Here is a 23,165-nt window from a genome sequence, read left to right as displayed (position 1 = left end):
TGTAGGGCGCTACCGGTGGGCGGCGAGGCGCTCGTTAATCTTCGCAGCCCACATGGCGGGGTTGCTCAACGAGACAATGAGCCGGCTGAAGTGCTCGTTGACGAGCTCGATGACCACCGCGTTTTCGAAACCGCTCACGTTCCACAACTGGTGTTCGCCTCCCCGGTGGAACGTGCCCGCCGGCTTGCTGCCGGCGCGCAAGCCGGGCCCGCGCCAGCCCTTCGGTTCGTGCTTCATGCCGGGGTCGTGCGTCGCCCCGCGCACGTGCTCCCACGGGACTTCCACTTTCCGCTTGAATGACCACAGCTTGTCCAGCCCGCGCGGCTTTACCACGAGGGCGGTGTCCGTAGAGATGATGGTGTTCCTGCTCATGATTCCTCCTCGTTATGACTCCCGGACGAAGGTGCACGTCCGTGCGCCCGCGCAAGCACGTGCCTCCCAAGGGCGTGCGCATCGCCGCCACAACACAACGCGTGCGCCCGCAGGGTGAGCCCGCGCAGATCCTGACTGTCCGGCGCACCCTCGACGAGCGCGACCACCACGAGGTTTTTCGCATCCTCCGTGACAGCACCCTCCTCGGCGTTGCGGCACACCGCCTCCAGCGTTTTCCGCAGCAGCCCGTGCTTCGAGCCGAAAATCGTGTACAAGCTGGACCGGTTAAGCCCGAGCCGGGACAGGACGGTGTCCACCTACACCCCGGCGAACCCGCACTGGCCGAACAATCGGGCAGCGTCCGCGAGAACCTCTGCTTCGTTGAACGTCCGTGGCCTCCCCATGCGTTTCATACGAAACGTTCCGGAACGTTGTGTCCATAATCGGCACACAAAAAAACGAAAGCCCGCTGGGGAACTTTCGTCCACGAACAGGGCCGACCCTCACCGATCAGCCCATCATCGCCTCCAGTAGGGACTCCTGGCAGAAGGCGAGCCACTCGATCAACTGCTCGCGGTCCTGCTGCGCGGCCTCTCCGCCCTCGTCGTCCTCGGAGACGTACAGGCGCATATCGTTGATGGCGGCGAGGAAGCAGTGCGCGTCGTCCTCCTCGATCGTCACGTCGACGCCGCCCGTGGGGCCGAGTGCCTCGTTGACCACCTGCAGGTTCATCAACTTCGCCTTGATGATGTCGTTTTCGTGCAGGCTGCGCAGTAGGCCCGCGTCACCGTCGAACTCCTCGTCGCCCTCGCGTTGGAAGTCGGGGAGAAGGCGGCGCAGCTTCGGATCCGCGGGCGCCTCGGAGTGGCCGGAGGTGAGGCCCACCATCTCGGCGAGCTCGTCTTTCGGCGCGGACTGGGCGCGGCCGATCAGCGCCTCCGAGACGGTCGCGGTGAGGTTGCCAATCACCTCCCGCTCGAGCGGGTCGAAGCGCGTCGAGAACTTTGCGTTCGAGCGCATGAGGCCTTTCTTACGGCGCCACGGTTGCATGTGTTGCCACGTCCCCTCTCGTTACCCGGGTTCCCCCGGTTTTTAGCCTGCCTGCTGCATCGTGGCCCACAATCCAGCCGTGTGCAGCTTTTTCACGTCGCCCTCGACCTTGTCCTTCTCGCCCGAGGAGACGACGGCCTTGCCCTCGGTGTGGACCTGCATCATGAGCTCGTTGGCGCGCTTGCGGTCGTAGCCCAGCACGGTTTGGAAAACGTAGGCGACGTAGCTCATGAGGTTGACGGGGTCGTCCCACACGATGCACATCCACGGCAGGTTCTCAGCGACAGCGACGTCGACCTCGATCTGTTCGTCGAGGTCAGGCGTCGCCGTCGAGGAGCCCATGGCGCGCGCAGCCGCCGGGTGGGAGCCGGAAGCGAGTGAAGGAATCATGGTGTCCACCCTACCCACAGGCACTCTTCGGCCGCAGCACGGGATTTACGCACCGATAACGGCGGGCGCCGTGCCGGCCATGCTGCGAGTAACGTGGGATGCCATGACGAATCCCACCTCACACTCGCACGCCTCCACCGCCTTCCTCACAGATATGTACGAGCTGACCATGCTCGACGCGGCGTTGCAGGACGGCACCGCGCAGCGCCAGTGCTCCTTTGAAGTGTTTTCGCGCAAACTGCCCGGCGAGCGGCGCTACGGCGTTGTCGCGGGTACCGCGCGCATCCTCGAGGCGCTCTCACGCTTCCGCTTTACCCGGGAGCAGCTCGAGGCCGCCGACTTCCTCTCCGACACGGCGAAGGATTACCTTTCCAACTACTCGTTTTCCGGGCACATCGACGGCTACCGGGAGGGCGAGCTGTATTTCCCCTACTCCCCGATCATGACGGTGCGCGGCACCTTCGCCGAATGCGTGATCCTGGAAACGATCATCCTGTCGATCCTTAACTCCGACTCCGCGGTCGCCTCCGCCGCCTCGCGCATGGTCACCGCCGCGGACGGGCGCCCGATCATGGAGATGGGCTCGCGCCGCACCAACGAAAGCGCCGCGGTTTCCGCCGCCCGAGCGGCCTACATCGCCGGCTTCGACACCACCTCCAACATGGAGGCGGCGACGCGCTACGGCATCCCGCCCGCCGGCACGGCGGCGCACGCCTGGATGCTCCTCCACGTCGACGAGGACGGGACGCCCGACGAGAAGGCCGCCTTCCGCGCCCAGGTTGACTCCCTCGGCCCGGGCACGACGCTGCTGGTGGACACCTTCGACATCACCCAGGGGGTGGCCAACGCCCTCGAGGCCGCAGGAACCGAGCTCGGCGCCGTGCGCATCGACTCAGGCGACCTCGGCATCGTCTCCCGACGGGTGCGCAGCCAGCTCGACCAGGCGGGCGCCTACAACACCAAGATCATCGTCTCCTCCGACCTCGACGAGTTCGCCATCGCGGGGCTGCGCGGCGACCCCGTCGACGGCTTCGGCGTCGGCACCTCGGTGGTGACCGGCTCCGGCTCGCCGACCGCGGGGATGGTGTACAAGCTCGTCGAGGTGGAGGGGCACCCCGTCGCTAAGCGCTCAAGCGGCAAAATCACCTACGGCGGCACGAAGAGCGCGCTGCGCGCGTACCGCAGCTCGGGCGTGGCCGTCAGCGAGCTCGTCTGCCCGTTCGATTCTCAGATCACGCAGCGGCCCGGCCTCGAGTACCGGCGAATGGACATCCCCCTCATGCGCGACGGCGCGGTCGTCGAGGGCCTCGGCGGCCTCGACGCCGCTCGCGAGCACCTCGCCGAGGCGCGCACCACGCTGCCATGGGAGGGTCTGGCGCTCTCGCGCGACGAACCGGCCATCGCCACCCATTTCGTGGGCTTCCCGGAGCCGGAGGACTAAGCCCTCTAGGATGGGCCTGTGAGTGAGCAGCCCCTCAGCATCAGCACGTCCGACCTCTTGGCGGCCGCCGTCGACTCCCTCGGCGGCACCGAACGCCCGGGCCAGGTGGCCATGGCCAACGCGGTCACGGAGGCGATGGACGCGGAGCGGCACCTCGCGGTCCAGGCGGGCACCGGCACCGGCAAATCCCTCGCCTACCTCGTCCCCGCCATCCGCCACGCCCAGGCCACCGACTCCCCCGTCGTCGTGTCCACGGCCACGATCGCGCTGCAGCGCCAGCTCGTCGAGCGCGACCTGCCGCGGCTTGCCGACGCCCTCGAGCCGCTCCTCGAGCGCCGCCCGACGTTTGCCATCCAAAAGGGACGCAACAACTACGTCTGCCTGCACAAAATCTCCGCGCCGGAGGATACCCCGGAGGCGCTCATCGAGGAGGACGACATCTCGTGGCTCGGCCGCCACGTCGCACGCGTCAACGAGTGGGCGCAGGAGACCGCGACGGGCGACCGCGACGACCTCGACCCCGGGGTGCCCGACCTGGCCTGGCGGCAGGTCTCTGTCACCTCCACCGAGTGCCTCGGCGCCACGCGCTGCCCGCACGGCGAGGAGTGCTTCGCCGAGCTCGCCCGCGAGCGCACCCGCGGCGTGGACATCGTGGTGACCAACCACGCGCTACTTGCCATCGACGCCCTGTCCGACACCGACGTCCTTCCCTCCCACTCCGTCACCGTCATCGACGAGGCGCACGAGCTCGACGGCCGCATCACCTCGGTGGCAACCAGCGAGATTTCGGCGCGAGCGCTGACTCTGGCGTCGAGACGCGCAGACAAGCTCGGGGCCACGAAGGGCGCGCTCGAGGGCGTCATCGACGACTTCACCGCCGCAATCGACCTCGAAGAGCCGGGGCGCTGGGAAAACATCTCGGACTCCGCGCGCACCGGATTCGTCGCCGTGCGCGACGCGCTGTGGCGCACCCGCGACGCCATCGCGACCGGCCCCGACGGCGAGGCCACCGACCACCCAGAAGCCTTCGCCGAGCGCGAAAACCTGAAGAACCACCTCGAAGACCTGCACGACGCCGTCGTGCGCATTCTCGAGGTTTTCGACGAGGAGGACCCCGCCAAACACACCGACGTGGTGTGGCTGACGCGCTCAGAGCGCCACGGCGACTCCGTGGCCGTGGCCCCTCTGTCAGTCGCCGCGCTGCTGCGCGAGCGCCTCTTTTCCGAGCAGACCGTCGTGCTCACCTCCGCCACGTTGAGCATCGGCGGCAACTTCAACGCCATGGCCGCCGCATGGGGCCTCCCCGACGGCACCTGGGATTCCCTTGATGCCGGCACACCTTTCAACCCGCGCCGCTCCGGCATCCTCTACACCGCCCGCCACCTGCCCGCCCCCGGCCGCGACGGGCTGGCTGCGCAGACGCTCGACGAAATCGCCGAGCTCATCACCGCCGCCGGCGGGCGCACCCTCGGCCTGTTTTCCTCGCGCCGCGCCGCCGAGGAGGCCGCCGAGGCGATGAAGAAGCGCCTGCCGTTTACGGTCTTGGTCCAGGGCGAAGACTCCACCGGCGCCCTCGTGGATAAGTTCGCCGCCAGCGAGAACGTCTGCCTTTTTGGCACCCTCACGCTCTGGCAAGGGGTCGACGTGCCGGGGCCCTCGCTCTCGCTCGTCATCATCGACAGGATCCCGTTCCCCCGCCCCGACGACCCGCTCTTGCAGGCGCGCGCCGCGGCCGCCGACGCAGCTGGGCGGAGCGGCTTCATGGAGGTCTCCGCCACCCACGCAGCCCTGCTCATGGCGCAGGGCGCCGGCCGCCTGCTGCGCTCCGTCGACGACAAGGGCGTCGTCGCCGTGCTCGACAACAGGCTGGTGACCAAGCGCTACGGCTCCTTCCTGCGCCGCTCACTGCCCGACTTCTGGCAGACCACCGACCCCGAAGTCATCCGCGGGGCGCTGCGGCGCCTCGTGGCTCCGCGCTAGCGCCCGGCACCGCCACCGCGGTCACCGACCCGGGCGCGACCTCGGTAAACCCCGCGTCGCGCACCACCACGGCCCCCGCCTGCTCGCTCCGGCGTTCCAGCTCCGCGGCGGGCGCCTCGACGACGTTGACGCCGTAGCCGCTCCCCTGCCAGTCGCGCACCCGCTCCAGCGGAAGTGCCGCCGCCATCAGCATCGAGGCGTGGCCAGCCTGCGCGGCCGCCTTGCCGGCGCTCATGTGCAGGTCGGCGTTCATGTAGAGGGTGGGCAGGGCGGCGCTGACGCGCAACGGCCCCGAAGGCTCAAGCTCCGTGCCCTTGACCTGCAGCTTTCTCAGTTCCTTCGGCACCTCGCCCACCGCCGAGGGCACGAAGGCGCGCACGCTGCCCACGGTCACCCCGGGCAGCGACTGCACGTCAGCCCACGCCTTATTGCGGCCGCGCCGCGCGACCTTGCGGATGCGGTGCGAGTACCAGCGCTCGAGCGCGTCGCGCCAGAAGCCCTCCTCGCCCGCCCGCGGGTCGAGGCACAGCGTGACGACGCCCACCGCGGCGTCACCCAGCACCGCCGACCGCGTCGGCGGGTCCTGTTTGGGCAGGTTGATCACCAGCTGCATCGCCTGCACCGTCGAGGGGTCCGCCGGGTCTTCTCTGGGCCCGCTGCGCTCGGCGGAAAGGCGCGTGACCAGAAGCTCGTGGGCCGCGGCAAGCGTATCCATCAGCGCAGCGGCACCCGGCCGGCGCGGCCGGCGGCTTCCTCAGCCTCGTCGATCTCCTCGCGCGGGATGCCCAGCATGTAGAGCACCGAGTCCAAGAACGGGTGGTTGACCGAGGCGTCCGCCACCTCCTTGAGCGCGGGCTTGGCGTTGAACGCGATGCCGAGCCCGGCGACGGACAGCATGTCGATGTCGTTCGCGCCGTCGCCGACGGCCACCGTCTGGGCCATCGTGAGCCCCGAATCTCCGGCGAATTACTCCAACAGCCGCGCCTTTGCCTGCCTATCGACGACCTCCCCGACCACCCGGCCCGTGAGCCTACCGTCCACGATCTCCAGCGTGTTGGCCTGCACGTAGTCGAGCTCGAGCTCCTCGGCCAAACCCTCGAGCACCTGGATGAACCCGCCGGAGACCACCGCCGTGCGGTAGCCCAGGGAGTTCAGCGTGCGAATCGTCGTGCGCGCCCCCGGGGTGAGCATGATGTCGGCGGCGACCGCGTTGATCACCGAAGCGTCGAGGCCCGCGAGCGTGGCCACGCGCTCGCGCAGCGACTGCTCGAAGTCGAGCTCCCCGCGCATGGCGCGTTCGGTCACCGCCGCGACCTCCGCTTCCTTGCCGGCGTGCGCCGCGAGCATCTCGATGACCTCGCCAGTGATCAACGTCGAGTCACAGTCGAAGCAGACGAGGCGCTTCGCGCGGCGGTGCAGACCGGAGTGCTCGATGGCCAAATCGATGCCTTCCTCGGCGGACAGCTCGGCGAGGGTCTCGCGGATCTGCTTACCGTCGCCCGGCCGGTAGTCGGGCACGGTGACGCGGAACTCCAGGCCTGTCACCGGGTAGTCCGAGATCCCGCGGATCCGGTCGATGTTCGCGCCGTAGCCAGCGAGTGCCTGCCCAACGCGCGAGACTTGCCCGGCCGTGACGGGGTTGCCCAGCGCGACGAGGACGTGGGTGGAGCGGGGCCGGGACACGGAGCGTAGCTCCGCCCCCGTCTCGATGGTCACCCGCTGGCCGTACTCCCACAGCGCGGCACGCAGCTCACGCTCGACGTCCGTCAGCGTCAGCGGGTCCATACCGACGAAGGCGGCGAGCATGAGGCGGCCGCGGAAGTCGACCTGCGACACGTCGAGGAGTTGGACGCCGTGGCGCGCAAGTACTCGGAAAAACGCCGCGGAGACGCCGGGCCGGTCCGGCCCCGTGGTGGAGACGACGGCATGTTTCAGCCCGTCCTGCAGCTCGACTTCGAACGCGGTCATGTGTGGGAATCCTACCCCACGCGCACGACGCCCCCCACCGCTGCGGTGGGGGGCGTCGTGCGCGTCAGGAAAACACAGCTGGGCTAGCCGCGCAGGTCCTGCGCGTTGCTCTCGGCCTCCGTGCGGTTGCCGGAGGAGTCGAACTCATGGGACTCGCCCTTCCACGTCGCCGGGGTGTCCGCCGAGTGACCGGCGTGCGCCTCGCGGCGCAGGCGCTCGACCATGTGCGGGTAGTGCAGCTCGAAGGCCGGGCGCTCGGACCGGATGCGGGGCAGCGACGTGAAGTTGTGGCGCGGCGGCGGGCAGGAGGTCGCCCACTCGAGGGAGTTGCCGTAGCCCCAGGGGTCGTCGACGGTGACGATCTCGCCGTAGCGCCAGGACTTGAACACGTTCCAGATGAACGGCAGCATGCCGACGGCCAGGATGAACGACCCGACGGTGGACACCTGGTTGAGCAGGGTGAAGCCGTCGCTGTCGAGGTAGTCGGCGTAGCGGCGCGGCATGCCCATGTTGCCCAGCCAGTGCTGGACCAAGAAGGTGACGTTAAAGCCGATAAACGTGAACCAGAAGTGGATCTTGCCTAGGCGCTCGTCGAGCATGCGGCCCGTCATCTTCGGGAACCAGAAGTACACGCCGGCGATTGCGGAGAACACCACGGTGCCGAAGAGCGTGTAGTGGAAGTGCGCGACCACGAAGTAGGAGTCGTGCAGGTGGAAGTCCAGCGGCGGGGCGGCCAGCATGATGCCGGTGAGGCCGCCGAAGAGGAAGGTGAACAGGAAGCCCATCGCCCACAGCATCGGGGTCTCGAAGGTGAGGTGGCCGTTCCACATCGTGCCCACCCAGTTGAAGAACTTCACGCCGGTCGGCACGGAGATAAGGAAGGTCATGAAGGAGAAGAACGGCAGCAGGACTGCGCCGGTGGCGAACATGTGGTGCGCCCACACCGCCATGGACAGGCCGGCGATCGCCAGGGTGGCGAAGACGAGGCCGATGTAGCCGAAGATCGGCTTGCGGGAGAACACCGGGATGATCTCCGAGATCATGCCAAAGAACGGCAGTGCGAGGACGTAGACCTCAGGGTGGCCAAAGAACCAGAACAGGTGCTGCCACAGGATCGCGCCGCCGTTCGCGGTGTCGTAGATGTGGGCGCCGAGCAGGCGGTCGTAGAGGACGCCGAGCGCCGCGGCGAGCAGCAGCGGGAAGATCATCAGGGCGATGATCGACGTGACGAAGACGGTCCACGTGAACACCGGCATGCGGAACATGGTCATGCCTGGGGCGCGCAGCGTCAGCACGGTGGTGATCATGTTGATCGCGGAGGCGACGGTGCCGATACCGGTCGCACCCACACCGATGATCCACAGGTTCGCCGAGACGGACGGCGTGTGCGTGGCGTCCGCCAGCGGCATGTACATCGTCCACCCGAAGTCGGCGGCACCACCCGGGGTGAGGAAGCCGGCGAGCATCGCGAGCACGCCCACCTGGGTGATCCAGAAGCCAAAGGCGTTCAGGCGGGGGAAGGACACATCGGGCGCGCCGATCTGCAGCGGCAGGACGAAGTTGGCGTAGCCCCACACCACTGGCGTGCCGAACGCCAGCAGCATGACGGTGCCGTGCAAGGTGAACAGCTGGTTGAACTGCTCGTTGGACAAAAATTGCAGGCCCGGGCTGAACAGCTCGGCGCGGATCAGCAGGGCCATCAGGCCACCAACGAAGAACCAGACGAAGGACATGATGATGTAGTAAATGCCCAGCGTCTTGTGGTCAGTCGTGGTCAGCAGATTGTAAAGTTTGGAGCCTTTGCGGGCGTTGCCCGTCGGCTCCGGACGTGTCGGCGGGACGTAATTGTCCAACCTAGGCGCCACAGCGGTCATGTGTTCCTCCTGACTAACGGCACGTCAGCCTCCGGCACCTAGCGGCGGCGAAGGAGGGCGCGCCCCAACTGATACCGACTCATCATAAGCGATCGGCACATTGAATTGCCAGCCTTTACAGGCGAGCTCCAGACATGAGTGTAGACCCCGGGGGCAACAAACGGGGGGCCGTGCCCGGCGCGCGCGCTGGCTGCCCCGGCTAGCTGCGGCGCCCGCGGCGCCGGTTTACCCCCTTCGTGGTCGACCGTCCGCCAGGCGCGGACGCGAGCGGGGATCTAGAAATCCCAGTCGTCGTCCTGGGTGTCCTCGGCCTTGCCGATGACGTAGGAGGAGCCCGACCCGGAAAAGAAGTCGTGGTTTTCGTCCGCGTTCGGCGACAGGGACGCCAGGATCGCGGGCGACACCCTCGTCTCGTCGGCCGGGAAGAGACCTTCGTAGCCGAGGTTGTTGAGCGCCTTGTTGGCGTTGTAGCGCAGGAAGCGCTTCACGTCCTCCGTCCAGCCGAGCGGGTCGTAGATGTCCTCGGTGTACTGAATCTCGTTCTCGTACAGGTCGTAGAGCAGGTCGAAGGTGTATTCCTTCAGCTCGTCCTTGCGCTGCTGCGTCTCGCGGCGAAGGTTCACCTGGTACTTGTACCCGATGTAGTAGCCGTGCACCGCCTCGTCGCGGATGATCAGCCGAATAATGTCGGCGGTGTTGGTGAGCTTGGAACGCACGGCCCAGTTCAGAGGCAAGTAAAAGCCGGAGTAGAAGAGGAACGACTCCAACAGTGTGGACGCGACCTTCTTCTTCAGCGGGTCGTCGCCACGGTAGTAGCTCTCGATGATCTTCGCCTTGCGCTGCACCTCCGCGTTTTCTTCGGTCCAGCGGAAGGCGTCGTTAATCTCGGGCGTCGAGGCGAGCGTCATGAAGATGTTGGAGTAGCTCTTCGCGTGCACGGACTCCATGAAAGCGATGTTGGTGTACACGGCCTCCTCGTGCAGGGTCATCGCGTCCGGCAGCAGCGACACCGCACCCACGGTGCCCTGAATCGTGTCCAAGAGCGTGAGGTTGGCAAAGACACGCATGGTCGAGAGCTTCTCGTCCGCGGTGAGCGTCTTCCAGCTCGGGATGTCGTTCGACACTGGGATTTTCTCGGGCAACCAGAAATTGCCGGTCAGCCTGTCCCAGACCTCGAGGTCCTTCTCATCAGGGATATCGTTCCAATTGATAGCCCTGGCGGGGCCAGGGTGGGAGGCGAGGAAGGGGTCGTATTCGTGCTCTTCGTGCTCAATCACGCGGCCCATCTTAGTACGCGCCGCGAGGCGCCCTCCCTCGAAAGTGAGCAAAAGGGATACTTACGCAACTTTTTAACAGAACCCGGGTTAACCTTAAAGACAACCAAACGCTTGAATAGAAGAAACGAGGTGTACCCGTGGCCCTGTCGCGTGCTCCCCGGGGCGGCGTACCGCCCCTGCTAGATACTGTTTTGGACCAGCTTGGGCAGGAAATTGTCTCCGGCCGGATTGGGGAGGACGAAACGTTCACTCTCCTCGACCTGTCCACTCGCTTTAACATCTCCCGCACGGTGGCGCGGGAGGTCATGCGGGCCCTGGAGCAGCTCGGTCTCGTCACTTCCTCGCGCCGCGTGGGTATCCGGGTGCTGCCGGAAAGCGAGTGGGCTGTGTTCGACCAGGCGGTGATCAAATGGCGCTGGTCGGCGAGCAACCAGCGTTCGCGCCAGCTGTTCGAGCTCAATCAGCTACGGTACGCAGTCGAACCGCTGGCGGCGGGCATCGCGACCCGCAACGCCACGGTGGAGCAGTCCCGGGAGCTGACGGAGCTTGCGGAGAAGATGGAGGAGCTGGCTGCCCGCCCGGACTCCGACACCGACCTCGTCCGCTCCATGTACCTTGACCTCGACAAGCGCTTCCACACGCTCGTCCTCGAGGCCTCAGGCAACCGGATGTTCGCCGCGCTGGCGGCGTCGGTCCTGACCCAGCTCGAAGCGCGCACCGTCTACGGGGACCTACCGGTGATCCCCTCCCACGCCTCTCGCGAGGCACACGCCGAGGTCGCCCACGCGATTGTCGCCGGCGACCGCGAAGCTGCGGAGCGGGCGTCGCGCACGGTCATGCACGACTTCGAAGACACGATCTTCGGGGGATGGCCCGCGGGGCGTCGCTAAGCATGCCCTAGAGCATGCAGGAGACGCAGCCTTCGATCTCCGTGCCCTCGAGGGCCATCTGGCGCAGGCGGATGTAGTACAGCGACTTGATGCCGTTGCGCCACGCGTAGATCTGGGCCCGGTTGATGTCGCGGGTGGTCACGGTGTCCTTGAAGAACAGCGTCAGCGACAGGCCCTGGTCGACGTACTTCGTGGCCACAGCGTAGGTATCGATGATCTTCTCGTAGCCGATCTCGTAGGCGTCCTTGAAGTAGTCGATGTTCTCGTTGTCCATGTGGGGCGCCGGGTAGTAGACGCGGCCGATCTTGCCCTCCTTGCGGATCTCGATCTTTGAGGCGATCGGGTGGATCGAGGAGGTCGAGTTGTTGATGTACGAGATCGAACCGGTCGGCGGCACGGCCTGGAGGTACCGGTTGTAGATGCCGTCGCGGGCGACGTCGGCTTTCAGCTGCTCCCACTCCTGCGCCGTCGGCACGGCCGCCGAAGACTTCTCAAACAGCGCCTTGACCTTCTCCGTCTTCGGCTGGAAGTCCGCCGGGTCGTAGCGGTCGAAGAACTCGCCGGAGGCGTACTCAGAGGCCGCGAAGTCCTCGAAGGCCTCCCCCTTTTCCACGGCGATGGCGTGGGAGGCCTTGATCGCCTCGTACATCACGGCCGCGAAGTAGGCGTTGGTGAAGTCGAGGCCCTCCTCTGAGCCGTACTCGATGTGCTCGCGGCCGAGGTAGCCGTGCAGGTTCATCTGGCCCAGGCCGATCGCGTGCGAGGCGTCGTTGCCCTCGCGCACGGGCGGCACGGAGTCGATCGAGGTGGAATCGGCGACGGCCGTCAGGCCGCGGATCGCGGTGTCGACGGTGCGGGAGAAGTTGTCCGAGTCCATCGCCATGGCGATGTTCAGCGAGCCAAGGTTGCACGAAATGTCGTGGCCGATCTCGGCGTAGCTCAGGTCCTCGTTGAGCACGGACGGGGAGTTGACCTGCAGGATCTCCGAGCACAGGTTGGACATGTTGATGCGGCCTGTTTTCACCGGGTTGGCCCGGTTCGCTGTGTCCTCGAACATGATGTAGGGGTAGCCGGACTCGAACTGGATCTCCGCGATGGTCTGGAAGAACTGGCGCGCGTTGATCTTGGACTTGCGGATGCGCGGGTCCTCCACCATCTCCTCGTACTTCTCGGTGATGGACAGGTCCGCGAAGGGCACGCCGTACACCCGCTCGACGTCGTAGGGCGAGAACAGGTACATGTCGTCGTTGCGCTTGGCCAGCTCAAAGGTGATGTCCGGGATGACAACGCCGAGCGAGAGCGTCTTGATGCGGATCTTTTCATCCGCGTTCTCGCGCTTGGTATCTAGGAAGCTCAGGATGTCCGGGTGGTGGGCGTTGAGGTAGACCGCGCCCGCGCCCTGCCGCGCGCCGAGCTGGTTGGCGTAAGAGAAGGAGTCCTCGAGCAGCTTCATCACCGGGATCACGCCGGAGGACTGGTTCTCGATGTGCTTAATCGGCGCGCCCGACTCGCGGATGTTGGACAGCAACAGGGCCACGCCGCCGCCGCGCTTAGACAGCTGCAGCGAGGAGTTGATGGCGCGGCCGATGGACTCCATGTTGTCTTCGATGCGCAGCAGGAAGCAGGAGACGAGCTCGCCGCGCTGTGCCTTGCCCGCGTTGAGGAAGGTCGGGGTGGCGGGCTGGAAGCGCCCGGTCATGATCTCGTCGACAAGCGCGGTGGCGAGGCCCTCGTTGCCTCGAGCGAGGAAGAGTGCGGTCATGGCCACGCGATCTTCGAAGCGCTCGAGGTAGCGCCGCCCGTCAAAGGTCTTCAGCGTGTAGGAGGTGTAGTACTTGTACGCGCCCAGGAAGGATTGGAAGCGGAACTTGTAAGAGTAGGCGCGCTTGAACGTGTCCTTGACAAAGCTCCACTCGTAGGCCTCGATGACGTGGGACTCGTAGTAGTTGTTGTCCACCAGGTAGCGCATCTTTTCTTCCAGGTCGTGGAAGTAGACGGTGTTCTGGTTGACGTGCTGGAGGAAGTACTGGTTCGCCGCCTCGCGGTCCTTGTCAAACTGGATCTGCCCGTTCTCGTCGTAGAGGTTCAACAGGGCGTTGAGGGCGTGGTAGTCCAGCTGGTCCGCGGGCTCTGGAACGGCCTTGCCGTGCTGCTCAGTGGTTGGGGTGGACACTGTGGTGACGCTCCTATGCTGTTCGTGTCGTGCTGTACTTCTCGCGCAGCCGCTCGAGGCGCCGCGCGCTTTCGGTAGTGGCGACGTCGTCTTTCGCCTGAAGCTTGTCGACGTCCCCAGCGGCCAACGGCTCCAACCCCAACCGCTCTGTGTGGGCGATGAGCTGCTCGCGCACGTGCGCCGCGTCGCCCTCCGCCCCCATGAGCTCGAAACGGAAAAGGTAGGGGACCTTACACTTGGCCGATATTACATCCCCGGCCAGACAGAAGTCCGGCCCGAAGTTCGAGTTACCCGCCGCGATCACACCGCGCAGGAGGCTGCGGTTGTGCTCGTCGTTGAGGAACCGGATCACCTGCTTCGGCACGGGCCGCGTGTTGCCGCGGCTGATCGACGCTCCCCCGCCGTACGTCGGGCAGATGAGCACGTAGGGCTCAGTGACCCGAAGCTCGTCGTCGGCGCGGCGCAGCGGGATGCGCGCTGCGGGCAGGCCCACCTTGTCCACGAAGCGCTTTGTGTTCTCCGTGGCCGAGGAAAAGTAGACGATAAGCATGCGCGGGCTCCCTCATATAAAAAAGCCGCCCCAGGCGTGACGGCTTCGCGGGTGGCGGGAGGTTAGGCGGCCGCCTCGAGACCGCGGATACGGTCCGGGCGGAAGCCCGACCAGTGCTCGCCGTTCACCTCAACAACCGGAGCCTGCAGGTAGCCCAGGGCCATGACGTAATCGCGGGCCTCGTCGTCGATGGAAAGGTCCACGAGGGTGTACTCGAGACCGGCCTTGTCCAAGGCCTTCTTCGTAGCGGTGCACTGGACGCATGCGGGCTTGGTGTAAACGGTGATGGACATAACCTGTTGGCTCTTTCTCTGCGAAGCGGACTGTCGTTTCTCCCCGCCGAACCCGTCGGCGTTGTACCCCCTCGACACTATACTTTGTGCCCCAACTTAGCAACAGGCACTATATGTAGTAGTTACAACCGTGATATTCCCAGGACAGCACCCCGGAATCACCCACATGTAGTTCGCTATAACCACCGCCGCCTGCGCACACCCTCCTGAGCCCGGAATTGTAGTATCTCTGCGCCGTGTTCTCGTGTTCTCGCGTGCGCCGAAACGCAAAACCCCGCCCCTCCACAGCGGAGAAGCGGGGCGCGGAAGCCGGCGAGACTAGCCCTGGCGAGCCTTGAAACGCGGATCCTTCTTGTTGATCACAAAGACCTTGCCGTGGCGGCGCACAACCTGGGCGCCCGGCTTGTTCTTCAGCGACCGAAGCGACTTGCGGACCTTCATCGGGCGCTCCTTTCTTGTCTTGGTCAGGTTCCATCTTGGCAGGCGGCCCGACCCCGCCGCCGGGGTCGAGTCGCGACACGGCAGGCCATATTACCCGATGGGCCCTTACGCTCAAAATGCCGCGCACGCGCCCGCGCTAGGATGGCCCCATGTCCTCCCACGGCGAGAACCTGCAGACACAGATCATCGACGCCCTCGGCGTCTCCCCCACGATCGACCCGGCAGCGGAGATCGACGCCCGCGTTGGCTTCCTCCTCGACTACCTGGATGCGACCGGAGCATCGGGGTTTGTCCTGGGCATCTCGGGCGGCCAGGACTCGACGCTGGCGGGCCGGCTCGCCCAGATGGCCGTCGAGAAGCGGCGCGCGCAGGGCACGGATGCGACGTTCGTCGCAGTGCGACTGCCCCACGGGGAGCAGGCCGACGAGGCGGACGCGCAGGCGGCGCTGGAGTTCATCCAGCCCGACGAGCGCATCACCGTCAACATCGAGGCCGCCACGACCGCCCTGTCCTCAGCGGTCGCGGACGCCCTCGGGGTAGGCGCACTCGGCGACTTTAACAAGGGCAACATCAAGGCGAGGCTGCGCATGGCCGCGCAGTACGCCATCGCCGGCGAGCGCGGGCTGCTCGTCGTGGGCACCGACCACGCGGCGGAGAACGTCACCGGGTTCTTCACCAAGTTCGGCGACGGCGCCGCCGACCTCGTCCCGCTCGCCGGGCTGAACAAGCGCCAGGGCGCGGCGCTGCTGGCCTACCTCGGCGCCGACCCCGCGCTGTGGGAGAAGGTGCCCACCGCCGACCTCGAGGAGGATCGCCCCGCGCTACCCGACGAGGACGCCCTCGGCGTCACGTACGCCCACATCGACGACTACCTCGAGGGCGGGCGCGTCCCCGATGAGGCGCGCGAGCGCCTGGAGCAGCTCTGGGCCTCAGGCCAGCACAAGCGCCACCTTCCCCCCGGCCCCCGCGACTCTTGGTGGCGCTAGCGCGGGCCTACCCCACGATCTCGAGGCAGCGCCGCGCCGCCTCCACGAGCGGGGCGTTATAGGACGGCCCGTGGGTGTACGCGTGCACCGCGAGCGGGTGCAGCTGGTGGATGGGGATGCGCTCGCGCCACCGCGGCCCGAGGTCGCCGACCTCGAGGTAGCCGGCGCAGATCTCCTCGACAAACGGGGCGCTGAACAGCTCCAGCATCGCGATGTCCGTCAACGGGTGCCCGCCGTGCGCCGCGGGGTCGATGAACCGCGGCCCGCTCGGCGAAAACAGCAGGTTGCCCGCCCACAGGTCGCCGTGGATGCGCGCCAGCGGGGCATCCTCGTCTTCCGCCTCCAGCGCCTCACACGCGCGTTTGACCAGGTCCAACGTGGCCCCGTGCGTCCGCTCCGCCTTCTCCACGAAGGGCAACACCCTCTGGTGGACGTAGAACTCGGCCCACCTGGCCGTCGGCGTGCATTCCTGCTGGGCCCGCCCGATGAAGTTCGGCCCCTCCCAGCCTTCCGGCGGCGCCCCGAAGGCGGCGGCGCCGCGCGCGTGGATGGCCGCGAGCTCACGACCGGCGCGCCGCGCGTCCTCGGGCGTCGGCCGAGCGGAGTCCACCCGCTCGATGGTGAGCGTGTTGGCGTCCTCGTCGAGCGCGTACACCTCGACGACCGCCTCGCTGCCCTCGCGCAGCCACCGCAAACCGGCGGCTTCCGCTGCGGCGGCGCCTGGTGCGCTTGCAGTTTTGGTGAATCCTCGGGTCATACCCCGCTACCGTACGCCAGCCTCCACGTCGAGGAGCGCGCGCTTGATCTCCAGGCCGCCGCGGTAGCCGCCGAGCGACCCGTCGCTGCGCAGCACGCGGTGGCACGGCGAGACGACGGGCAGGGGGTTGGCGGCGCAGGCGGCCCCGACGGCGCGCACCGCGGCCGGGTTGCCCAGATACGTGGCGAACTCCGCGTAGCTGCGGGTCTCGCCGTAGGGGATGTCCGCAAGGGCCCGTTGGGCCTGGCGGTGGAACCCGTCCCCCTCGCCCCAGTCGAGGGGGAGGTCGAAGGCGCGCCGCTCGCCCGCGAAGTACTCGCCGAGCTGTTCTTCTGCCTCCGGGTACGCGGTGGCCGGGCCGTCGAGACCGAGCTCGGCGCGCCGGAGCTCGAAGTCCTCGGACTCGAAAAACACGCGGGCCAAGCCGGTCTCGGAACGGACCAACATGAGGTCCCCGAGGGGCGTATGTACGACCGTCCATGAATGCATTTTCATGGTGCAAAAGTATAGGCGCGCCCAGAGTCAGAGGGAACCTCTTTAGGGTGCTACCAACGAGTCGCGAAAGCCCGGCGCGAACCACTCCGGCGCGCGGGTAGTGAACTCGTCCGGCGCGAGCCGCCCAGCTCCGTCCGGCAGCGCTCCGACGAGCGGGGTGCCCGTCAGGCGCGGGAGGTCCTCGCGGTTACAGCGCTGCGCCAAGGTGGGTTCGGCGGGCGCCGCGGGCCACGTGCCCAGCACCAGCCCGAGGCACTCCAGCCCGGCGTCACGCAGGTACCGCGTGGCCAGCTCCGTCGTCGACAGCGTGCCCAGGTCCGGCGTGGTCACGAGGACAACCGGGGCAGCCAGCACACGCGCCACGTCGAGGATGGTCGTGTCCGTGCCAAGCCGGGCCAGGATACCACCTGCCCCCTCGACAACGACGACGTCGAGGCCGGCGCCTGGCGCCTCGGCCCACGCGCGCACCGCGTCGGCGAGCTCCGCGACGGTGGCCTGCGCCTCGCCCGCCCGGCGCGCCGCGGTCTCGGGGGCGAGCGCCTCGATAAGGCGCCGGTGCTCAAACGCCGCGTCCGCACCAGCCATGCGGGCGGCGAGCTGGCAATCGCCCTCCTCCCCCGGCAGCAGCCCGGTCTGGATGGGTTTGGCCACGCCGACGCGGGCCCCCGCAGAGCGGACCAGCGCCGCGAGCGCGGCCGTAACCATTGTCTTTCCAATCTCCGTGCCCGTGCCGGACACCACGATGTAGGTCGGTTGCGTCATCCCCTCAGCCTAAACCCCGGCCGTGACCTCGCGGAGCACCCGGCTGGCCAGCGCGATCTCCTTGGCGCTCAGGTCGGCGCGCGCCGTCAGGCGCAGGCGGGACGTCCCCTCGGGCACCGAGGGCGGCCTGAAGCAGCCGACGGCCACGCCTCGTGCGAAAGCCGCGTCGCGGGCCGCGGTGGCCTTCTCCGGGTCGCCGAAGACGACGGAGACGACGGCCGAGCCGGAAGCCTCGGCCCCGGCGGCCCGCGCGAGCGCCCCAGCCACCTCGTGGAGGCGGCCCACCCGCTCGGGCTCGCGGCGCACGACCGCGAGCGCCGCCCGCGCCGCCCCCACCGCCGCGGGGGCCAGCGCCGTGTCGAAGATGAAGGGACGCGCGGTGTTGATGAGGTGTGCGCGCAGCCTGCGTGAGCCCAGGACCACGCCGCCCTGGGCCCCCAGCGCCTTCGACAGCGTCGCTGTGACCACGAGGTCCTCGCGCCCCGCCAGGCCGAGCTCGGCCACGCAGCCACGGCCCGACTCCCCGCGCACCCCGAGGCCGTGGGCCTCGTCGACAAGCAAGACGGCCCCCGCCGCGCGCGCCACCGCGTAAAGCTGCGCAACCGGGGCGAGCGCGCCGTCAGCAGAATAGACCGAATCCGTGAGCACGAGCGCCCTCTTCTCGCTGCGTTGCGCGAGCGCGGCCTCGACAGCGGCGACATCGCCGCGGGGAGTGACCACGATGCGGGAGCGGGAGAGGCGGCAGGCGTCGATCAGCGAGGCGTGCGCCCCACCGTCGGAGACGATGAGCGTGCCCCGCCCGCCGAGCGCGCCCACCGCACCCAGGTTGGCCAGGTAGCCGGAGGAAAACACCACCGCCGACTCGTGGCCGAGGAAGCCCGCGAGCTCCGTTTCCAGCAGCTCGTGCTCCTCTGTCGTGCCCGTGACCAGGCGCGACCCGGTGGCCCCCGCGCCCCATGCCTCCACGGCGGCACGCGCCCCCGCCCGCACTTCGGGGTGGCCCGCCAGGCCCAGGTAGTCGTTGGAGGCGAGGTCGAGCAGGCTGCCGCGCGCACCGCGCGGGCGCAACGTGCGTGTCAGGCCCGCGCGCTCGCGCGCCTCAGCCGCCGCGTCGAGCCAGTCGAGGGACGCGGCGCGGGCGTACACGGTGTTCTCCATGTTTTCCATAGCCTTAGGACGATACGTGAGCCCGCGCCCCCGCCACCGCACCGCGGCAGATCGCGGCGATGTCCTCGTCGGAGGAGACGTAGGGCGGCATGGTGTAGATGAGGTTGCGGAAGGGCCGCAGCCACACCCCCTCCCCCGTGATCGCGTCCGTCGCGGCTTGCATATCGACGTCCGACTCAAGCGCAATCACCCCTATCGCGCCCAGCACCCGCACCTCCGCGACGGTGGGCAGCTCCGCCGCAGGCGCGAGCCCGCGGCGCAGAGCGCTTTCGATGCGCGGGACCTGGGTGCGCCATGCCCCCTCCTCGATGAGGTCCAGCGACGCGCCGGCGATCGCGCAGGCGAGCGGGTTGGCCATGAACGTCGGGCCGTGCGCCAGCCCGCCGGCCTCCCCCGCGCTGATGACCTCGGCGATGTGCGCGGTGGTCAGCGTCGCCGCGAGCGTGACGTACCCGCCGGTCAGGGCCTTGCCCACGCACATGATGTCGGGCACAACACCCGCGTGATCGGCGGCGAACAGCGTGCCCGTCCGGCCGAAGCCCGTCGCGATCTCGTCGAAGATGAGCAGCACACCGGTCTCGTCGCACACCTGGCGCAGGACGCGCAGGTAAGCGGGATCGTGGAAGCGCATCCCGCCGGCGCCCTGCACGACCGGCTCCACGATCACGGCGGCCAGGTCGTCGCTGCGGCTGCGCACCAGGTCGGCGAGCCCGGCCGCGTACCGCTCGTCCCACTGGGCCGGCGGCTCTCCGGCGAACACCTGGGCCGGGACCACCCCGCACCACATCGCGTGCATGCCGCCCTCCGGGTCGCACACGCTCATCGGGTTGAGCGTGTCGCCGTGGTAGCCGCCGCGCCACGTGGCCAGCCGCGTCCGCCGCGTCCACCCGCGGGAGCGCTGGTACTGAAGCGCCATCTTCATCGCCACCTCGACGCCGACCGAGCCCGAGTCCGCAAAGAACACCTTGTCCAGGTCGCCGGGGGCCATCGCCGCGAGCCGCTGCGCCAGCTCCACGGCGGGGCGGTGGGTAAGCCCGCCGAACATGACATGGCTGAAGGAGTCGATCTGCGCGTGGGCTGCAGCGTCGAGGTGGGGGTGGCGGTAGCCGTGGATGGCTGACCACCACGAGCTCATGCCGTCGATAAGCTCCTGCCCTGTCTCGAGCGTGAGGCGAACCCCCTCGGCTGAGGCGACGGGCAGCGGGCGCGTCGAAGCCGGGAAGCCCCCGTAGGGGTGCCACACGTGCCGCACGTCAGCGTCGAGCAGGTCGTTCGTGCTCATCGGGGTGTCGGACATTCCGTGTAGTCTACCGGCCGCGGCGCGGTCGCCGGGCCTGGCCGACATCTCACGGCGGCACCGACGAAAAACGGCGTTCTCACTCGTGCTTCTGCCCACTTTGACCGCCGAGATCGGTAATCCCGCACCACGATCTCTGCGGCGCTGGCGAACCCCTGCTCATCGACAGGACAATCGCTGTCGCCCTATCGATGTACCGGCTCGACCCCTCCCCACGAACGAAACCAGACATCGACGAGATGCCGTCCTGCTCGCCGGCGGAGCCGGGGGTACTTTTTTGCTGGTGTTAACGACGTCTCTCTCTGATTCACCGGGCAAACGCAACGCCACGGGGAAACACCCCACGCCATTGCGAGGACGCCATGGGCGCGTCAGGTCTCGAGTGCGAACGAGCCCGTGGCGATCAGTGGAAACCTCTCGCCTTTCACGGCCCAGGCGTGCGTAACGCGGCCCGAACCAGAGAAGTAGCCTTCCGAACAATCCCACCCCTCTAACCGCATTCAGGCACAAAGCCCGGAGTCCGCACTAAGCTTCAATCAGAAGATCGCCCACAACGTCCGATACCGGACACCAATCAACTCAGCATTTTTGACCTGCGAGGAGAAGCAGATGATTCATCGAGCGGACGTGGAAGCGACGCTGACGGCCTACGAACCGGAGACGACCGAGGAGCAGATCGACCAGCTGTACGAGCAGATGACGCAGGCGTGGGAGGACCGCGCCTCGGAGATCGAGACGGCGGCAATCTACGCCTACAAGGAGAAAACGGGAGAGTGGCCGGACGGGCCGCAGCGCGGCAGCATCATCGCCCAGTCGAAACAGCTGGCGACTGACCAGATCATGGGCGCGTACCTGGTGCCGCTGACGCAGGAGATCGTCGCACGGCAGGCGGAACAGGACGAGGAGGACAGTCCTCACTTTCAGGCGCTGCGCGACCCGGACGGGTGGTGGAAGGCCCCGGAGAACATTCAGGCGAGCCAGGAGGCCCAGGACGCGGTGTGGGAGCTGTGGGAGGACGAGTCCCCCAGGTTCCTGATGCTGGCGGACGCGCTGTTCGAGCGGAGGCTGTTTCTCGGCCTGCAACTGCCGAACCGCCCCGAGCACCCGGACTATCCGGAGCTGAAGGCACAGATCGAGGACGCGGAGAGGTACTGGGAGAAGCGGATCGCCGCTACGCGCTAAACCAGTTGCGCCTGTGATGATACGGATCTGCGCATTCTTAACGCGTAGCCGAGTGTTCGCTTGCCGATCGGCAACGGGGCCGCCTACGCTGATCTACATGTTATTTTATGGCACTGCTTCGCTGCGTCTGCGCAGCCGCTAACGGCGGCGAGCACTCTCGACAGGTTGTTGCTCCCGCCCCCGGTAATCACGGCCGGGCGGCCCTCTCAGCGTGCCCGGCTCCGCAACAACTAAGGAGCAAACAGTGCCTACCTATCGAGGTGGCCGTCATGAGCACGGCCAGAACTTCCTGACAGACCCATCCGCCATCGCCACAATCACACGGCTCGTGACCGTCACCGATGGCCCGATCATCGAGATCGGTCCTGGCGACGGAGCACTCACCACCCCGCTGGTCAAGCTTGGGCGACCGGTGACAGCCGTCGAAATCGACACCCGGCTCGCCCGGCGCTTGGCCCAGCGTCTTCCGTCGCATGTGGAGGTCGTCGCCGACGACTTCCTGACCTATCGGCTCCCCTCCTCTCCCCATGTGATCGTCGGCAACCTGCCATTTCACCAGACCACGGCCATTCTTCGACGCATCCTGCACGCCCCGGCATGGACTGATGCGATCGTGCTGGTGCAGTGGGAGGTTGCGAGGCGCAGAGCTGGCGTTGGCGGCACAACGATGATGACCGCGCAATGGTCACCCTGGTTCGAGTTTGCTTTGCACAGTCGCGTTCCCGCTCGTGCGTTTACCCCACGGCCGGGGGTCGACGGCGGAATCCTCACCATTCACCGTCGCGAACAGCCGCTGCTGTCCCCGGCACAGCAACGCCGGTTCCGCGCCTTGGTGCACCGCGTCTACACCGGCCCCGGCCGCGGGCTCGCCCAGATCCTCGCGCGCACCACCTCACTCGGGTCACCACCGACCGCACAAGCGTGGCTGACACGCCACGGCGTGTCGGCTGCCGGGCTGCCGAAGGACATGCCCGTCGAGGCATGGGTGGACTTGTTCAAAACCACCGGTTCTTCGCCGCCGCCACGCCGTGCGCAGACGCAGCGGACGACGTCGAGGAGGCGCAGTCGATGAACATCCCAGCGCCGCACAGTGGCTGCTCCTATACGCCAGTAGTTAGTCGTGGCGCGAAGCAACGTTGCGGTGAAACAGCGACAGAACTGGCAGCACGACTACTCGTGGAAGCTCCAGAACAGGATTGGATGCTCCGCGACCTTGCCGCGCTGGTCCATCTGTCCGTGTCACAGCTGGGCAGGGCGTTCACACAGAGATTCGGGATGCCGCCCATGCGGTACCTCGCTCATGTTCGGGCCCACCGGCTGGCCGAGCTCTTGGTCGAGACCGACCTCCCAGTCAATGTCGCCATGACACGCGTCGGGTGGCATAGCCGTGGTCATGCCGCACGGCAGTTCAACAACATCGTCGGGATGAGTCCTTCCAATTATCGGCGCACTGCGATTGGGCGATCTCTCACGCGTACAAGCCGACGGCCATCAGCAGCACAGGGCAGCCCCGAATCATAAGGTCCCCTCACGACAGGAGCGCCGCGATGCCGTCGGCGAGGATCTCGTGCGGCATGATGCGGTGCGTCGCGTGGAGCGGCGCATATGTCAGGGCTCGCTCAGGGGCGATGGCGACGCGCTTCTCATCAGGCGCCATCGGAGCGGTCAGGGAGGCGCCGATCACTAGGTAGGACAGCCGATAGGTGTCGATCGCCGAGTAGGCACCGAAGGTCCTCCCCCATACGTTTCATCAAGAAGGTCGACCAAGGACGAACGCGACCTCCTGACCAGCCGTCGAGGCTGGTTCGAAGCCGAACACC

At 67.3% G+C, this 23,165-nt stretch carries 24 protein-coding genes and 1 pseudogene; 7 read left to right on the top strand and 18 right to left on the bottom strand.

What is annotated here, in order from left to right; genetic code table 11:
* Window positions 1-9: 9 nt before the first annotated feature.
* From BLT81_RS01100 to clpS, 4 genes are all read right to left on the bottom strand, one after another.
* The gene (locus BLT81_RS01100; protein ID WP_019193413.1) at window positions 10-372 is read right to left on the bottom strand and encodes a hypothetical protein; all 363 of its coding nucleotides are present in this window, start codon (window positions 370-372) and stop codon (window positions 10-12) included.
* On the bottom strand, window positions 369-647 hold the full coding sequence (locus BLT81_RS01095; protein ID WP_231908958.1) for a TetR/AcrR family transcriptional regulator: 279 nt from the start codon (window positions 645-647) through the stop codon (window positions 369-371). The genes BLT81_RS01100 and BLT81_RS01095 overlap by 4 nt, the downstream gene beginning before the upstream one ends.
* A 235-nt stretch (window positions 648-882) precedes the next feature.
* Entirely contained in the window at window positions 883-1,422 is a 540-nt protein-coding gene (locus BLT81_RS01090; protein WP_040420698.1) for a DUF2017 domain-containing protein, read from the bottom strand.
* 42 nt (window positions 1,423-1,464) lie between these two features.
* Entirely contained in the window at window positions 1,465-1,764 is a 300-nt protein-coding gene (gene clpS, locus BLT81_RS01085) for an ATP-dependent Clp protease adapter ClpS (protein WP_040420898.1), read from the bottom strand.
* Window positions 1,765-1,915: 151 nt separating this feature from the next.
* Between clpS and BLT81_RS01080 the strand changes: the two genes are divergently transcribed.
* A complete protein-coding gene (locus BLT81_RS01080) occupies window positions 1,916-3,253 on the top strand; it encodes a nicotinate phosphoribosyltransferase (protein ID WP_019193417.1) in 1,338 nt (445 codons plus the stop codon).
* An 18-nt stretch (window positions 3,254-3,271) separates the two neighbouring features.
* On the top strand, window positions 3,272-5,233 hold the full coding sequence (locus BLT81_RS01075; protein WP_019193418.1) for an ATP-dependent DNA helicase: 1,962 nt from the start codon (window positions 3,272-3,274) through the stop codon (window positions 5,231-5,233).
* Here BLT81_RS01075 and BLT81_RS01070 read toward each other — a convergent pair.
* From BLT81_RS01070 to nrdF, 4 genes and pseudogenes are all read right to left on the bottom strand, one after another.
* Window positions 5,193-5,948 carry an aminoacyl-tRNA hydrolase gene (locus tag BLT81_RS01070; protein ID WP_019193419.1) on the bottom strand — a complete coding sequence of 252 codons (756 nt, stop codon included), beginning with the start codon at window positions 5,946-5,948 and terminating at the stop codon, window positions 5,193-5,195. The genes BLT81_RS01075 and BLT81_RS01070 overlap by 41 nt on opposite strands.
* A pseudogene (serB, locus tag BLT81_RS01065) lies at window positions 5,948-7,201 on the bottom strand (phosphoserine phosphatase SerB). Before serB ends, BLT81_RS01070 begins: the two are co-directional and overlap by 1 nt.
* An 83-nt stretch (window positions 7,202-7,284) precedes the next feature.
* Window positions 7,285-9,075 (bottom strand): aa3-type cytochrome oxidase subunit I, encoded by a 1,791-nt coding sequence (gene ctaD / locus BLT81_RS01060; RefSeq protein ID WP_040420700.1) that lies wholly within the window; start codon window positions 9,073-9,075, stop codon window positions 7,285-7,287.
* Window positions 9,076-9,350: 275 nt separating this feature from the next.
* Window positions 9,351-10,349, bottom strand: coding sequence for a class 1b ribonucleoside-diphosphate reductase subunit beta (nrdF, locus tag BLT81_RS01055; protein ID WP_407918947.1), 999 nt, complete (start codon window positions 10,347-10,349; stop codon window positions 9,351-9,353).
* Window positions 10,350-10,543: 194 nt separating this feature from the next.
* On the opposite strand from nrdF, the gene BLT81_RS01050 reads away from it, so the two are divergent.
* On the top strand, window positions 10,544-11,242 hold the full coding sequence (locus tag BLT81_RS01050; RefSeq protein ID WP_019193424.1) for a FadR/GntR family transcriptional regulator: 699 nt from the start codon (window positions 10,544-10,546) through the stop codon (window positions 11,240-11,242).
* 7 nt (window positions 11,243-11,249) lie between these two features.
* Here BLT81_RS01050 and nrdE read toward each other — a convergent pair whose 3' ends face one another.
* The 4 genes from nrdE to ykgO all read right to left on the bottom strand — a co-directional run bounded on the left by nrdE (window position 11,250) and on the right by ykgO (window position 14,699).
* Window positions 11,250-13,415 (bottom strand): class 1b ribonucleoside-diphosphate reductase subunit alpha, encoded by a 2,166-nt coding sequence (gene nrdE, locus BLT81_RS01045; RefSeq protein WP_019193425.1) that lies wholly within the window; start codon window positions 13,413-13,415, stop codon window positions 11,250-11,252.
* A 13-nt stretch (window positions 13,416-13,428) separates the two neighbouring features.
* Window positions 13,429-13,965 carry a class Ib ribonucleoside-diphosphate reductase assembly flavoprotein NrdI gene (gene nrdI / locus BLT81_RS01040; RefSeq protein WP_019193426.1) on the bottom strand — a complete coding sequence of 179 codons (537 nt, stop codon included), beginning with the start codon at window positions 13,963-13,965 and terminating at the stop codon, window positions 13,429-13,431.
* Between the two features lie 62 nt (window positions 13,966-14,027).
* A complete protein-coding gene (gene nrdH / locus BLT81_RS01035) occupies window positions 14,028-14,258 on the bottom strand; it encodes a glutaredoxin-like protein NrdH (RefSeq protein WP_019193427.1) in 231 nt (76 codons plus the stop codon).
* A 318-nt stretch (window positions 14,259-14,576) separates the two neighbouring features.
* On the bottom strand, window positions 14,577-14,699 hold the full coding sequence (gene ykgO / locus BLT81_RS01030; RefSeq protein ID WP_012732041.1) for a type B 50S ribosomal protein L36: 123 nt from the start codon (window positions 14,697-14,699) through the stop codon (window positions 14,577-14,579).
* Between the two features lie 149 nt (window positions 14,700-14,848).
* Between ykgO and nadE the strand changes: the two genes are divergently transcribed.
* The gene (nadE, locus tag BLT81_RS01025) at window positions 14,849-15,685 is read left to right on the top strand and encodes an ammonia-dependent NAD(+) synthetase (RefSeq protein WP_019193428.1); all 837 of its coding nucleotides are present in this window, start codon (window positions 14,849-14,851) and stop codon (window positions 15,683-15,685) included.
* Between the two features lie 7 nt (window positions 15,686-15,692).
* Here the strand turns inward: nadE and BLT81_RS01020 are convergent, their stop codons facing one another.
* The 5 genes from BLT81_RS01020 to BLT81_RS01000 are packed head-to-tail and all read right to left on the bottom strand — an operon-like array spanning window position 15,693 to window position 20,163.
* A complete protein-coding gene (locus BLT81_RS01020; RefSeq protein ID WP_040420706.1) occupies window positions 15,693-16,442 on the bottom strand; it encodes a fructosamine kinase family protein in 750 nt (249 codons plus the stop codon).
* 6 nt (window positions 16,443-16,448) lie between these two features.
* The gene (locus BLT81_RS01015) at window positions 16,449-16,937 is read right to left on the bottom strand and encodes a methylated-DNA--[protein]-cysteine S-methyltransferase (protein WP_040420708.1); all 489 of its coding nucleotides are present in this window, start codon (window positions 16,935-16,937) and stop codon (window positions 16,449-16,451) included.
* Between the two features lie 42 nt (window positions 16,938-16,979).
* Window positions 16,980-17,699: a dethiobiotin synthase gene (gene bioD / locus BLT81_RS01010; protein WP_019193431.1), complete on the bottom strand. Its 720-nt coding sequence runs from the start codon at window positions 17,697-17,699 to the stop codon at window positions 16,980-16,982.
* A gap of 9 nt (window positions 17,700-17,708) precedes the next feature.
* Window positions 17,709-18,866, bottom strand: coding sequence for an 8-amino-7-oxononanoate synthase (locus BLT81_RS01005; protein WP_019193432.1), 1,158 nt, complete (start codon window positions 18,864-18,866; stop codon window positions 17,709-17,711).
* Window positions 18,867-18,870: 4 nt separating this feature from the next.
* Complete coding sequence (locus BLT81_RS01000; protein ID WP_040420710.1) at window positions 18,871-20,163, bottom strand: adenosylmethionine--8-amino-7-oxononanoate transaminase; 1,293 nt, start codon at window positions 20,161-20,163, stop codon at window positions 18,871-18,873.
* Between the two features lie 609 nt (window positions 20,164-20,772).
* Between BLT81_RS01000 and BLT81_RS00995 the strand changes: the two genes are divergently transcribed.
* The 3 genes from BLT81_RS00995 (at window position 20,773) to BLT81_RS13335 (ending at window position 22,866) form a co-directional block, all read left to right on the top strand.
* A complete protein-coding gene (locus BLT81_RS00995) occupies window positions 20,773-21,345 on the top strand; it encodes a hypothetical protein (protein ID WP_019193434.1) in 573 nt (190 codons plus the stop codon).
* 244 nt (window positions 21,346-21,589) lie between these two features.
* Complete coding sequence (gene erm, locus BLT81_RS00990; protein WP_019193435.1) at window positions 21,590-22,417, top strand: 23S ribosomal RNA methyltransferase Erm; 828 nt, start codon at window positions 21,590-21,592, stop codon at window positions 22,415-22,417.
* Window positions 22,327-22,866: a helix-turn-helix transcriptional regulator gene (locus BLT81_RS13335; RefSeq protein WP_081582828.1), complete on the top strand. Its 540-nt coding sequence runs from the start codon at window positions 22,327-22,329 to the stop codon at window positions 22,864-22,866. Before erm ends, BLT81_RS13335 begins: the two co-directional genes overlap by 91 nt.
* Before the next feature lie 7 nt (window positions 22,867-22,873).
* Here the strand turns inward: BLT81_RS13335 and BLT81_RS13190 are convergent, their stop codons facing one another.
* On the bottom strand, window positions 22,874-23,002 hold the full coding sequence (locus BLT81_RS13190; protein WP_269457057.1) for a hypothetical protein: 129 nt from the start codon (window positions 23,000-23,002) through the stop codon (window positions 22,874-22,876).
* Between the last annotated feature and the right edge of the window lie 163 nt (window positions 23,003-23,165).

Origin of the sequence: Corynebacterium timonense, from assembly GCF_900105305.1 — a bacterium.
Lineage (GTDB): Bacteria > Actinomycetota > Actinomycetes > Mycobacteriales > Mycobacteriaceae > Corynebacterium > Corynebacterium timonense.
This window is presented reverse-complemented; position numbering and strand designations above follow the sequence as displayed.

Excerpts from the sequence above, each read along its gene's own strand:
- BLT81_RS01020 (WP_040420706.1), bottom strand. The coding sequence starts at position 16,442 with ATGACCCGAGGATTCACCAAAACTGCAAGCGCACCAGGCGCCGCCGCA.
- ykgO (WP_012732041.1), bottom strand. The coding sequence starts at position 14,699 with ATGAAGGTCCGCAAGTCGCTTCGGTCGCTGAAGAACAAGCCGGGCGCC.
- clpS (WP_040420898.1), bottom strand. The coding sequence starts at position 1,764 with ATGGGCTCCTCGACGGCGACGCCTGACCTCGACGAACAGATCGAGGTC.
- ctaD (WP_040420700.1), bottom strand. The coding sequence starts at position 9,075 with ATGACCGCTGTGGCGCCTAGGTTGGACAATTACGTCCCGCCGACACGT.
- BLT81_RS01080 (WP_019193417.1), top strand. The coding sequence starts at position 1,916 with ATGACGAATCCCACCTCACACTCGCACGCCTCCACCGCCTTCCTCACA.
- nrdI (WP_019193426.1), bottom strand. The coding sequence starts at position 13,965 with ATGCTTATCGTCTACTTTTCCTCGGCCACGGAGAACACAAAGCGCTTC.
- nrdH (WP_019193427.1), bottom strand. The coding sequence starts at position 14,258 with ATGTCCATCACCGTTTACACCAAGCCCGCATGCGTCCAGTGCACCGCT.
- BLT81_RS13335 (WP_081582828.1), top strand. The coding sequence starts at position 22,327 with ATGGGTGGACTTGTTCAAAACCACCGGTTCTTCGCCGCCGCCACGCCG.
- BLT81_RS01005 (WP_019193432.1), bottom strand. The coding sequence starts at position 18,866 with ATGGAAAACATGGAGAACACCGTGTACGCCCGCGCCGCGTCCCTCGAC.
- BLT81_RS01070 (WP_019193419.1), bottom strand. The coding sequence starts at position 5,948 with ATGGATACGCTTGCCGCGGCCCACGAGCTTCTGGTCACGCGCCTTTCC.
- BLT81_RS13190 (WP_269457057.1), bottom strand. The coding sequence starts at position 23,002 with ATGGCGCCTGATGAGAAGCGCGTCGCCATCGCCCCTGAGCGAGCCCTG.
- BLT81_RS01015 (WP_040420708.1), bottom strand. The coding sequence starts at position 16,937 with ATGAAAATGCATTCATGGACGGTCGTACATACGCCCCTCGGGGACCTC.
- bioD (WP_019193431.1), bottom strand. The coding sequence starts at position 17,699 with ATGACGCAACCGACCTACATCGTGGTGTCCGGCACGGGCACGGAGATT.
- BLT81_RS01100 (WP_019193413.1), bottom strand. The coding sequence starts at position 372 with ATGAGCAGGAACACCATCATCTCTACGGACACCGCCCTCGTGGTAAAG.
- nadE (WP_019193428.1), top strand. The coding sequence starts at position 14,849 with ATGTCCTCCCACGGCGAGAACCTGCAGACACAGATCATCGACGCCCTC.
- BLT81_RS01090 (WP_040420698.1), bottom strand. The coding sequence starts at position 1,422 with ATGCAACCGTGGCGCCGTAAGAAAGGCCTCATGCGCTCGAACGCAAAG.
- BLT81_RS00995 (WP_019193434.1), top strand. The coding sequence starts at position 20,773 with ATGATTCATCGAGCGGACGTGGAAGCGACGCTGACGGCCTACGAACCG.
- BLT81_RS01000 (WP_040420710.1), bottom strand. The coding sequence starts at position 20,163 with ATGTCCGACACCCCGATGAGCACGAACGACCTGCTCGACGCTGACGTG.